This is a genomic window from Acidimicrobiia bacterium (assembly GCA_040880805.1).
Taxonomy (GTDB): Bacteria; Actinomycetota; Acidimicrobiia; order IMCC26256; family DASPTH01; genus DASPTH01.
This window is the reverse complement of record JBBDHW010000046.1, coordinates 48821-60219: the sequence shown is the minus strand read 5'-3', so window position 1 is coordinate 60219 and position 11399 is coordinate 48821. Positions and strand designations below refer to the sequence as shown.

Here is an 11399-nt window from a genome sequence, read left to right as displayed (position 1 = left end):
CACGCGCAAGGCACCCGTCCGCAAGACAACAAAGAAACGCACCGCGAAGAAAGCCGCGCGCGCACGGGTCCGCTGACTACTTCGACCTGAAGAAGTCACCGGGGTAGGTGCTCGCTGCGCCCGCTGCGGACCAGTGCGGGTCTGGGGCGGCGCGCAGCTCGCTACCGCTCCGCCCTGGGCGTCGCGAGCGCGCGTCGTCGAGTAGACGCAAGCGCCGGCGCGGGGCTGCGCGCGTTGCGGTCCGGTAGCGGTCGTGTTCGCGTGAGGGACCGGTTCTCGCCGCCTGCGTTCTCTCGTGTCGAGTACAGCGAAGTGGGCCGCCAGGGACTCGAACCCTGGACCAGCGGATTAAAAGTCCGATGCTCTACCAACTGAGCTAGCGGCCCGAGGCATGGAGAGAAGGTGGTCGAAACTCCGTGCCGACGCGAGGTTACGCGGCCTACGGGAACAGGGGCCGCCCGTTGTCGACGAAGAACTCGCGCGTGTACGCGGGGCCGACTCGGGAGGCCACCTTCGATATGGGGGTAGTCGGTGCTGAACACGTACGACTCGCGGAGCCCGTAACGCTCGACGAGCACATCGACGGACTCGGTCCATCTGCGGCGTCACCCGCACATTGCGGCGCACGTACTCGCTCGGCATCATCGGGTAGCCCACACCGACCTTGTGCAACAGCGCGGCATGGCGATCGAGCCGCTCGCACAACGGCCCGAGCCACGACGCGCCGAACTCGATGGCACCGAAGCGCAGCCCGGGGAACCGCTCGAACACGCCGCCCGTCACCAGGCAGGTCAGGTAGAACAGCATCGGGTCGTCGTCGTCGCGCTGGCCCGCCCGCCCGCCCCGATGTGGACAAGCACCGGCTGTCGGACTCCTCGAGCAACCGCCAGAAGTCGTCCCACACCGGCGAAGCCGGCGAAGTTCCCCCGGGCGGCTCCGCGCACGGCACCAGCACGCCGCGTGCACCCTTGCCGATGACGCGACGCAGCTCGGCGAGGGCAGGAGTCGACGTCGGTGTGCCGGCGACACACTTCGAGCGCAGCACGCGTGTGAGTGCGCAGCTCGCGCAACACCGCGTTGGGGAACAGCAGCTGGTGGTGGATGCCCATCTTCGAGCATGTCGACGCGATCGGAAGCGGCGGCGAACGCGAACGCGACCGGAACCCTTCCTTCGGCCGTCACCAACCCACGAACTCAGTGGGCCTGCGCTCGACGAACGCGCGCACTCCCTCGTTGCTGTCGACGGCCTGCATGCCAACTTCGAGCGCGAGCGCCTCGGCCCGGAACGCCGCGCCACGCTCGCTCTCGAGCGCCGAGTTCACCAGCCGCTTGGTGAGCGAGATCGCCACCGTCGGGCCCGCCGCGAGGCGTTCCGCCCACTCGCGAGCCCGGTCGCGCAGCTCGGCCGCCGGCACCACCCGGTTGACCAGTCCGATGCGCTGCGCTTCTTCGGCGGGCACGTCGTCACCGAAGAAGAACAGCTCCTTGGCCTTCTGCGGACCGACCAGCCGCGTGAGCAGGTAGGCGCCCCCGCCGTCGGGCAGCAGGCCGCGGCGCACGAAGATCTCGATGAAGCGGGCAGTGTCGGCCGCGATCACGAGGTCGCACGAGAAGGCCACGTGGGCGCCGAGGCCCGCGGCGGTGCCGTTGACCGCGGCGATGATCGGCTTCGGGCAGTCCTGCAACGCGGCGATGAGCCGCTGCGCGCCGAGGCTGCTCTCGAGACCCCGCATCACCGTGCCGATGGGGCGGTCGGGCGCGCCCGGGTGCTCGGGTTCCTCCGCTTGGGTTGCGACGCGAAGGTCACCGCCGGTGCAGAAATGCCGCTCGCCACTCGCGGTGAGCACGATCGCCCGCACGCCGAGATCGCCGCCCGCCTCCTCGAGGCGATCGAGGATGCGGCGGCGTTGCTCACGCGTCAACGCGTTGCCGGCGTCGGGCCGGTTGAGCGTGAGCCACGCCACGCCGGTCGGCTCGACCTCGTAGATCACCTCTTCGGTCGCGGGCACGGTCATCGGTCGAAACTACCGTCTCATCCACTCACTCCGGGAGGTGCAGCACGCGAGCGGCGTTGGCGCGCAGGAACTTGGGCCATACCTCGGCCTTGAACGGCACGCCGGCGAGCTCCTGGAAGGTCCGCTCGAGCTCGAAGCCCCAGGGGTAGTACCCGCCGTAGATGATCTTGTCGGCGCCGCGCGTATTCGCGTACTGCACAATCGCTTCGGGGTAGTACTTCGGGGCGAACGCCGTGGTCGAGTAATAGAGGTTCGGCCACTTCAGCAGGAGCTTGACGGTGAGGTCGATCCAGGGCTCGCACCCGTGGCGGAACACGAATCGCAGCTCCGGGAAGTCGTAGCAGACCTCGTCGACGAGCCCCGGGTACTGGCTGTCCATCGGCACCCTCGGGCCGGGTACTCCGGCCTGCACGAACACCGGGATGTCGAGCTCCACGCACTTGGCGTAGATGGGGTAGGCCCGCCTGTCGTTGATCGGCACCGGCGGGTTCTTGCCCGCGGGGAAGAACTGGGCCGCGATCACGCCGTGGTCGCCGACAGCCCGTTCGAGCTCACGGATCGCCTCCATGCCGAGGTTGGGATCGAGCTCCACGGAGCCGTGGAGCCGGTCGGGGTGCTCGGAGATCGCCCGTACGTGCAGTTCGTCGGTGAGGGCGACCGGGACGAGGCCGCGCTCGATCCCGAAGCGGTCCATCTCGTGGAGGAGCTGGTCGATGCTGTCGGGCTCGCGGCGGACGGTGGGCGTGTCCTTGAACATGTAGCCCGCCGGGTGCCGGAACGTCTTACTGCCCTCGTCGCGCAGAACGTCGGACATGGACTCGTACCAGTCGCGGCGCTCGACGCTGGGTAGGCCGATCATCGTGTCGATCACCGCGATGCCGGCCGGCACGGTCATCGAACGACGCTACCCGGGCGCGGGGTGTCATCCCGCGCGATGGCTACTGTCCGCGCCGTGGATGGTGACGAGCTCGGCGCCTTCGAGGTGATGCACACCGCTCGCGCGATGCGGTGGCTCAAGCCCGATCCGGTGCCACCCGAGCTGATCCGGCAGATTCTCGAGGCGGCCGTCGCCGCTCCCAACGGAGGCAACCGTCAGGCGTGGGGCTTCATCGTGGTCACCGACCCCGCGATCAAGGCCGCCGTGCAGCAGTACTACGCGAAGGCGTTCGAAGCGGCGTCGCAGATGTACACGTCATCGCCGCCGCCACCGGGCATGACCGGCGCGCAGTACGCACGTCAGCACAAAGGTGTGGAGCATCTCACTGAGCACTTCCACGAGGCGCCGGTCTGGATCGTCGCGTGCATCGACCACGGCGGACGTCCGAACGCGTCGACCGGTGCGTCGGTGTATCCGGCGGTCCAGAACATCCTGCTCGCCGCGCGAGCGCTCGGCCTGGGCGCGACACTCACGACGCGCCACACCATGTACGCGGCCGAGGTCGACGCGATCTTCGCGTTGCCCGAGCTTGTCACCGCGCTGGCGATCGTGCCGATCGGCTATCCGGACCGCGGCTTCAGCCGCGTCCGGCGCGGCCCGATCGACGACGTCGTGTACCAGGACCGGTGGGGCCAGCCGTACGGCGGGCGCGCGCCCACCGGGTGAGCGACCCCGCGGTCCCCCGGGTCCGCTTGGTGACGATCGCGCGCGAGTGGGGCCGGATCGGCTGCACCGGCTTCGGCGGGCCGCCCGCGCACATCGCGCTGTTGCGCACGCTGTGCGTCGACGACCGCCACTGGCTGTCGGCACGCGAGTTCGAGGATGGCATTGCGGCGACGAACCTCCTGCCGGGACCGGCGTCGACCCAGTTGGCCATCTTCTGCGCGTGGCGGCTCGGCGGCTCTGTGGGAGCGGTCCTCGGCGGACTGTGCTTCATCATCCCGGGCCTCGTCCTGATCCTCGTACTTGGGGCGCTGTTCCTGGCCTCGAGCCCACCACTCTGGGTCCAGGGCGCCGCGGCCGGCGCCGGCGCCGCCGTTCCCGCGGTTGCCGTGCACGCCGCAGCCCGATTGATGCCCGCGAGCTGGGAACGAGCGGAGGGCAGCACCGGCGCCCGCACGCGCTGGGTTTGCTACTTGCTACTGGGCGGGGCGGCGGCGGCCACCGTCGGTCCCTACCTCGTGCTGATCCTGGGCGCGTGTGGTCTGACCGAGGCGATCGCCGAGACACACGCGCACCCCCGACCTCCGGGCCATGCCATGTTGTTCCCGCACTCGCTCGCAGTCGCGAGCGCGGCGGTCGGCGGTCTCGGCGCGCTTGCCTGGGTGGCACTGAAGGTCGGAGCCCTCTCGTATGGCGGCGGGTTCGTGATCATCCCGCTCATGCAGCACGACGCGGTCGACGCATACCACTGGATGACGAACGCGGGGTTCCTCAACGCCGTCGCGCTCGGACAGATCACGCCGGGCCCTGTCGTACTCACCGTCGCGGTCGTCGGCTACGCGGCCGCCGGTGTCGGCGGTGGCGTCCTCGCCGCATGCATCGCCTTCGCGCCCTCGTTCATCTTCGTCATCGGTGGCGGTCCCCACTTCGACCGGCTGCGGGAGAGCCGCGGCGTGCAAGCGTTCCTGACCGGCGCCGGCGCCGCGGCCATCGGAGCGATCACCGGGGCAGCCATCCCCCTCGCGCGGGCACTCGCCGAACCGTGGCAATTCGGCGTCCTCGCGCTCGCGGCCGTCTGGCTCGTGCTGCTCCGCAAGAACGTCGTCGTCGCGCTCCTCGCGTCCGGACTGCTCGGCGTGGTCGTCGCACTCGCGGGCGTGCCGATCAGTCCCTGAGCAACGCCGACGTGCGACCGCACTCCAGAACGGGCTTACATGTGCGGTCACAACGAGGTTCGCGGAGGTGACGGTGCGGTCCGCTCAACCTCATCGGAATCTCGCTGCTCCTCGCCGGCGTGCTGAAGGCGCTGTAAGGAGAGGTCGACGGAACCGGAGGCGCTATATGCCGGTCGGGAACGTCTCGGGTGGCTCGCCCCGATCCCACAGGGCGGTGCGTTCGAGTGGCTCGAGTGCTCGGGTGCGATCAAGGTGGATGACGGCGTCGAACTGATCCGCGAGACGAGCCGCGAAGTAGTGGCTCTCGCGTTCGGTTTCGGGCCGGTAGATCACGCCGATCGCGCGCTCGAGCCTGACCTGGCTCAGGCTCTCGTGCACGGCAGGTTCGTGAGTGACGAGCCAGAAGCCCGACGCAGCAACCTCGTGCAGGAGTGCCTCGTGACTGCCACCGAGGGCCGGGCGCACGTGCTTGCGCTCGGGTGGGTCACCCCAATTCGGCGCCGCGGTGACGCGCCCGTCGTAGGTGGTGAACCCGACGAGGAGGCACTCGCTTCCGTAGCGCTGGCGCGCGAGCTGTCCGACGTTGAGCTCACCCCGCGCGCTCATCGCCGTTGCTCGCGCGTCACCGACATGCGAGTTGTGCTCCCACACCACGACCTTCGCGCGCCGGAGCCGGCGGTCGAGATGCTCGACGAGCGCGTCGAGTGTGCCCGCCATGTGCCGGTCGCGCAGGTTCCACGAGGACACTTCGGCGCGGTACATCTGCTGGTAGTACTCCTCCGCGTCACGCACCACGCGCGCGTTCTGCTCCGCGAAGAACAGCTCGTCCTCGGCAACCCAGCCGTCACGGCGCAGGTAGGCGCTCGACCGGCTCCGCAGCTCCAGCAGTTGCGCGACCACCTCGTTCTCACACGGCAGCGCGTCCTTGTAGGCGAGCGCGTACCCGTAAGCCTGCCCCTCACCTCCGACGTGATCGAAGCAGCTGTAACGCGCTCGTGCACGCCGGGCTTCGGCAGGGTCGACGTGGTCGAGGTACTCGATGACGGCTTCGATCGAAGCACGGAGGCTGTACAGGTCGAGGCCGTAGAACCGCGCCCTGGTCGCGGGATGCGCGTGCGCGTCGTTCCGCGCTCTCATCCATTCGACGAAGTGCAGGACGTCACGGTTGCGCCACATCCACGCGGGGAAGCGACGAAAGTCCGACAGCGCGGTGTCGGCGTCGCCATCATGCGAGAGACCCATCACGTAACGATTGACTCGATACGCGTCGGGCCAGTCGGCTTCCACCGCGACCGCGGTAAAGCCACACTCGTCGATCAGCCGACGGGTGATGCGCGCTCGCTCCCGGTAGAACTCATGCGTGCCGTGCGACGCCTCGCCGATCAGCACGAACCGCTTCGTGCCCACGAGATCGAGCAGTGCGTCGTAGTCGTCGGGCGCACCGGTGACCGGTCTCGCCGCACGGTCGAGTGCCACCACTCCCGAGTCGGTCGCTGAGCTCGTGCGCATTCTCGTGTCAGACCTCAGGGGGAAGCTCGAAGCCCCACTCGGCGCCCGGATGGCGGAGCCGGCGCCCGGTGATCTGGAACGCCTCGATCACCATCCACGCGTCGCGCTCGCGGACGATCCACGGATCGGGGTCGAAGCGAGTGCGGAAGTCGGCGGCCTCTTCGTCGACGTGGTGCAGTGTTCCGCGCACGACCACCGACCAACCCCCGCGACGCTCCGGATCGATGTTGTCGATCTCGAACGCAACATGCACGCCGGCGCGCTCGATCACGTTCCCCGGGCGTGTCCTGATGGCGATCCAGTTCTTGCCCGGCATCGCGACCAGCCGGTAGTTCACCGGCAGCACGAGCGGGAACTCGTCGGAAACGACCGCGATGCGTCCCACCTGCTGCTCCTGGAGCCGCGCGATGCACTCGTCGAACGTGAGCGACTCGAGCCACGCGTTGGTCACGGCACGATCACTGCGCGCCCGCGCAGCGAGCCGTCTCGCATCGCTTCGTACGCCCGTGGGGCATCTTCCAGTGAGAACTGCTGTACGTGCGCGCGGATCTTCCCGGCTTCCGCGAGCGCGACGACCTCCATGAGCTCGGGGAGCGACCCCCAATAGGTGCTGGCAACCGATACCTCGTACTGCGGCGAGAAGAAGCTGACCGGCAGCGTGCCTCCCGCGAGACCGACGAGCGTCACGTGGCCGAGCTGGCGAGTGACCGCCGCACCGATGGCGAGCGTCTCGTCGGACCCGACGAGGTCGAGGACGAGGTCTGCTCCGCGGCCGCGGGTGAGCTCGCGCAGCTCGGCAGCGGTGTCGGCACCTGCGATCACCGTGTGCGCCGCGCCCACGGTGCTCACGAGGGCGAGCGCCTCGCGGCGTGGGTCGACGGCGATGACGGTAGTGGGCGTGCACACGTCGAGGATCTGCGTGGCCATGTGGCCGAGGCCGCCCGCGCCGATGACGACGGCGAACGAGCCCGGACCGAGCAGCGCCAACGATCGCTTGATCGCGTGATAGGGCGTGAGGCCCGCGTCGGTGAGCGGGGCGGCATCGACCGGCGACAACGACGTGAGCGGGACCACGTGGCGCGCACTGGGGACCCGCAAGAGTGGCGCCATGCCGCCGTCCCATCCGAGCCCGCCCCCCGCCGCGCCAATCGTGGCCTGCCGCTCGCAGTAGTTCTCCATCCCCTCGCGGCAGCGCAGGCAACGACCACAACCCCACGGTCCGTAGACGACGACCGGTACGCCGAGCTCGAGATCGTGGACCCCCGCTCCCACGGCTTCGACCCACCCTGCGTTCTCGTGGCCGAGCGTGAACGGTGGGCTCCACGGGAGCATGCCCTCGGTGAAATCGTGCATCAGGTGCAGATCCGAATGACACGCGCCCGCGCCGCCGACGCGCACGAGCACCTCGCCCGGTCCCGGCTCGGGCTCGGCAACATCGCGGAACTCTGCGTCTTTCCCCCACCCGATGAGCTGGAGTGCACGCATCTTCAGTCCTCCGCGAGGGTTGGGGGGCGCACGACGAGCGCGGGACACACGCTCCTGCGAACAACTTCCGTGGCGATGCTACCGAGCGCGACACGCGCGAGGCCGGTGCGCCCGTGGGTCGCGAGCGCGACGAGTGAAGGCTCGACCTCCTCGATGAGCTCGATGATGGTGCGAGCGGGATGGCGGCCCCGGACCACTCGCATCTCGACGTCGACATCGGCGGCAAGCCGCTCGGCAGCCGGACCCAGCACCGCCTCCGGCCTGGTCGCGCTCTCCACGTCGAGCGGGTGGAAGACATGCAGAAGGACCACCTTCGTGCCGAGCGCGACCGCCCACTCGCGGGCGATCGGAATGATCGTGTCCGACGCCTTGGATCCGTCGAGACAGACCAGCAGCGGGCCGTCGGCAGGCCACGATTCACGACACTTCGGGCCGACGAGCACCGCGGGGATCGCGAGCGAGCGCACGACATCCTCGGCGACACTGCCGAACAGGGCGTGGCCGAGCCTGGTCCGCGCATGTGTGGCCATGCACACGATCGGGTCGTTCGCGTCGTCCGCGAGAGCACGCACCGCGTCGGCTACCGAGATGCTCCACACGGCCTCGGCCCGCGCGCCCTGCGAGTGTGTGTGGGCTACCGCGTCGTCGAGCCAATCCGTGCGTGTCCCTCCTCCCGGGACCTGTGCCGCGATCAGGCGCACATCGGCATCGAATCGGTCGGCGAGCACGGTCGCGATCGCGATCGCGCGCATCGCAGCGGTCGAGCCGTCGAGTGGCACCAGCACGGTCTTGGGCATCGTGACCTCCTGCGGCTATGGCATCTCGACGTGGAGCGCGAGGCGGAGCCCGGAGAGCCACGGCGGCAGGCCGGTTCCCTCGAGGACGACCGCGGCCGCTCGCGAGACGTTCAAGATGCGGGCCGTTCCTCCCGGAGACTCCGAGACGACCACCAGGTTGCGTATGCCGTATTCCAACATGGTGTGCAACGCGTCGATCGCGCGGCAGGAGTCTAGGACGAGGAGCGGATCGTCGGTCGCGTGCACGCGCGCCGGCGAATCGCACGGCACGCCGCGGGCGGTCGCGCGTACGACGTCGCGCTCCGTCACAATGCTGTGAGCGTCCCCGACGAGCACCGCCGAGCTCCCACTCGCCACCATGAGCCCCGCGACCTCTCGCAACGTCGCGTCCTCGGCCACGATCGCCGCCACCGGAAGCGCGAGCTGACCGAGTGGCGTGCCGGGGCCGGCCGGAGCGTTCGCGCTCACGCCGACGGCTTCTCCACATTGGGCACCGCCGCGGCGATGATCGCGAGGAACTGGCGCACGCGGACCTCCGCCTCTCGTTGCAGTTGCGATCGTTCGACGGACATGCTCGGCCTACCGAACGGTTCGTAGCTCGCGCTGAGGCTGAGGTGCGAGCGGCCAGCGGACAGCGGTGCGAACTGGAGCTCTCCTTCGACGTGGTCGAACGGCACCGGAACCGTCGGACGCGCGGCCCAGTAGAAGTCGAGCACCAGCGCGTCGCGGCGACTCCGTACCGTGCCGTGCTCCAATCGACCGTGCGGTTCCGGGCACTCGAACGCGACTGCGGCGGCAGCAGCAAGCGTTTCGGTCGGCGCTGCCAGCATCCACCGGGCTGCGCCCTCGAATGGCGTTCCAACGGGCATGAAGTCGTAGATCAGCATCGTCCCCGGCACTCCCGAGTTCCTCTGCTGCGAATGCTGACGTGACACCCCCGGGCGCGATAGGGCCGAAGGTCCCCCGCACAGGGATCGTGGGGTAGGGACCAACGGCCGTGGCCCGCGCGAGGGAAGGCGGTCAAGCTGGTGCCCTGCTCCTGCTCATGCCCGATCCCACACGCGCCCGATCCCACACGCGCCCGATCCCACACGCGCCCAATCCCACACGCGGAGGTGCGCCATCGACGCCATCGAGACCGAAGCCCTCACGAAGTCGTACGGGTCCGCCCGCGGCATCGTCGACCTGGATCTCTCCGTACCGACCGCGACGGTCTTCGGGTTCCTCGGTCCGAACGGCGCGGGGAAGACCACCACGATCCGCGTGCTCATGGACTTCCTCCGCCCCACACGCGGGAGCGCTCGCTTGCTCGGGCTCGACTCCCGTCGCGAGGCGGTTGCGATCAAACGCCGCGTGGGATATGTACCCGGAGATCCCGCGCTCTACGAACGACTGACGGCCACGCAGTTCCTCGACTGGCTCGGAAGAATGCACGGTGGGGTCGACGCGCGTTGGCTCGAGGAGCTCGTGGAGCGCTTCGACGTCGAGCTGGGCCGGCCGATCCGCACGTTGTCGAGGGGCAACCGGCAGAAGATCACGCTCGTGCAGGCCTTCATGCACCGGCCCGAGCTCCTCATCCTCGACGAGCCCACGGCCGGTCTGGATCCGTTGCTCCAGCACGAGTTCGGGCAGCTCGTCCACGAGGTGACCGCGGACGGCGCGACCGTGTTCCTGTCGTCGCATCTCCTCGACGAGGTGCAGCATCTCTGCGATCGCGTCGCGATCGTTCGAGAAGGACGGCTCGTGACGGTCGAGGACGTCGCGACGTTGCGTGAACGGGCGGTGCGCGAGGTCACGATCCGCTTCGACGAGGTGGTGGACGCGGCGGAGTTCGGCGCGCTACCGGGCGTGAGCAATGTCGAACTCGAGGGGTTCACGCTGCACTGTCATCTCGCGGGGAGCGCGGACGCCCTCGTCAAGCAAGCCGCGCGGCACCGGGTGGTCGACTTCACGAGCGCGCCTCCCGACCTCGACGACATGTTCTTGCGCTTCTATCAGACTTGGGAGGTCGGCCATGGCGCTGCTGGTCGCTGAACGAGCGGTCCGCGACCGCCGGCGCGGATTCGTCGGGTGGGCGTTGGGGATCGGCGCGTACGTCGCGCTGATGGCCAGCGTGTACCCCGCGGTGCAGAGCTCAGATCTGCAACGAGCGGTGCGGAGCTATCCCAAGGAGCTCAAGGCGTTCTTCGGAGGCACGGGTGCGTTCGACGTGTCCACGGGTGCCGGATATCTGAACGTCGAGCTCTTCTCGCTCGTCGTGCCCGCGCTGCTCACGATCTGCGCGATCGGCTACGCCGCGGCCACGCTCGCGGGTGAGGAGGAGTCCGGGTGCATGGATCTCCTGCTCGCGAATCCGCTCACGCGGGGTCGGGTCGTACTCGAGAAGATCGGCGGGTTGGTTGTCACGATCGCCGGGCTCGCAGCCGTCGTCTCCGTGTCGTTGTCGGTTGTCGGCGCGCTTGCCGATCTCGACGTCGGAATCGACCGCGTCGTGATCGCATCGATCGGCGCCGCGCTCGCTGCCCTGTTGGTTGGATTGGTCGCATTGCTGGCTGGTGCCGCGACCGGCAGCCGGGCGTTCGCGATCGGTGCGGGTACGGCGGTGTTCGCCGCGTCGTATCTGATCGTCGGGCTCGCGGGCCTGGTCTCGTGGATCGAGCCCCTGCGGGTCGTGTCCCCCCTGTACCACGCCAACGGCACCCAGCCGCTGCGCCACGGTCTCCCCGTCGGCAATTACGCGCTGCTCGTTGCGCTCTGCGTGGCAATGATCACCGGGGTCGTCGCGGTGTTCGACCGTCACGACCTCACACGATGAGCA

General features: G+C 69.1%; 13 protein-coding genes and 1 tRNA gene. 4 read left to right on the top strand and 10 right to left on the bottom strand.

The genetic code is table 11. The features are described 5' to 3' along the window. Positions 1-313 precede the first annotated feature (313 nt). From WD271_12280 to WD271_12270, 3 genes are all read right to left on the bottom strand, one after another. A tRNA-Lys gene (locus tag WD271_12280) sits at positions 314-386 on the bottom strand. Positions 387-1178: 792 nt separating this feature from the next. After that, a complete protein-coding gene (locus WD271_12275; GenBank protein ID MEX1008606.1) occupies positions 1179-2015 on the bottom strand; it encodes an enoyl-CoA hydratase-related protein in 837 nt (278 codons plus the stop codon). 25 nt (positions 2016-2040) lie between these two features. Beyond that, positions 2041-2910 (bottom strand): amidohydrolase family protein, encoded by an 870-nt coding sequence (locus WD271_12270; protein ID MEX1008605.1) that lies wholly within the window; start codon positions 2908-2910, stop codon positions 2041-2043. 57 nt (positions 2911-2967) lie between these two features. Between WD271_12270 and WD271_12265 the strand changes: the two genes are divergently transcribed. Both WD271_12265 and chrA read left to right on the top strand, forming a co-directional pair. After that, complete coding sequence (locus WD271_12265; protein MEX1008604.1) at positions 2968-3618, top strand: nitroreductase family protein; 651 nt, start codon at positions 2968-2970, stop codon at positions 3616-3618. Between the two features lie 26 nt (positions 3619-3644). Next, positions 3645-4790, top strand: a complete 1146-nt coding sequence (gene chrA, locus WD271_12260; protein MEX1008603.1) for a chromate efflux transporter — start codon at positions 3645-3647, stop codon at positions 4788-4790. Positions 4791-4952: 162 nt separating this feature from the next. On the opposite strand, the gene WD271_12255 is transcribed toward chrA, so the two are convergent. From WD271_12255 to WD271_12225, 7 genes are all read right to left on the bottom strand, one after another. Then, on the bottom strand, positions 4953-6299 hold the full coding sequence (locus WD271_12255; GenBank protein ID MEX1008602.1) for an erythromycin esterase family protein: 1347 nt from the start codon (positions 6297-6299) through the stop codon (positions 4953-4955). Between the two features lie 7 nt (positions 6300-6306). Beyond that, positions 6307-6750, bottom strand: a complete 444-nt coding sequence (locus WD271_12250; GenBank protein ID MEX1008601.1) for a pyridoxamine 5'-phosphate oxidase family protein — start codon at positions 6748-6750, stop codon at positions 6307-6309. Then, entirely contained in the window at positions 6747-7784 is a 1038-nt protein-coding gene (locus WD271_12245) for an NAD(P)-dependent alcohol dehydrogenase (GenBank protein MEX1008600.1), read from the bottom strand. Before WD271_12245 ends, WD271_12250 begins: the two co-directional genes overlap by 4 nt. Before the next feature lie 2 nt (positions 7785-7786). Next, positions 7787-8581 carry a universal stress protein gene (locus WD271_12240; protein ID MEX1008599.1) on the bottom strand — a complete coding sequence of 265 codons (795 nt, stop codon included), beginning with the start codon at positions 8579-8581 and terminating at the stop codon, positions 7787-7789. 15 nt (positions 8582-8596) lie between these two features. Further along, on the bottom strand, positions 8597-9049 hold the full coding sequence (locus WD271_12235) for a CBS domain-containing protein (protein MEX1008598.1): 453 nt from the start codon (positions 9047-9049) through the stop codon (positions 8597-8599). Beyond that, entirely contained in the window at positions 9046-9480 is a 435-nt protein-coding gene (locus tag WD271_12230; protein MEX1008597.1) for a hypothetical protein, read from the bottom strand. The genes WD271_12235 and WD271_12230 overlap by 4 nt, the downstream gene beginning before the upstream one ends. Positions 9481-9624: 144 nt before the next feature. Then, on the bottom strand, positions 9625-9852 hold the full coding sequence (locus WD271_12225) for a hypothetical protein (GenBank protein ID MEX1008596.1): 228 nt from the start codon (positions 9850-9852) through the stop codon (positions 9625-9627). Here WD271_12225 and WD271_12220 point away from each other — a divergent pair. Then, entirely contained in the window at positions 9758-10615 is an 858-nt protein-coding gene (locus WD271_12220; GenBank protein MEX1008595.1) for an ABC transporter ATP-binding protein, read from the top strand. The two genes, WD271_12225 and WD271_12220, sit on opposite strands and share 95 nt — an antisense overlap. Continuing rightward, the gene (locus tag WD271_12215; GenBank protein MEX1008594.1) at positions 10596-11396 is read left to right on the top strand and encodes an ABC transporter permease subunit; all 801 of its coding nucleotides are present in this window, start codon (positions 10596-10598) and stop codon (positions 11394-11396) included. Before WD271_12220 ends, WD271_12215 begins: the two co-directional genes overlap by 20 nt. The last annotated feature ends 3 nt before the right edge of the window (positions 11397-11399 follow it).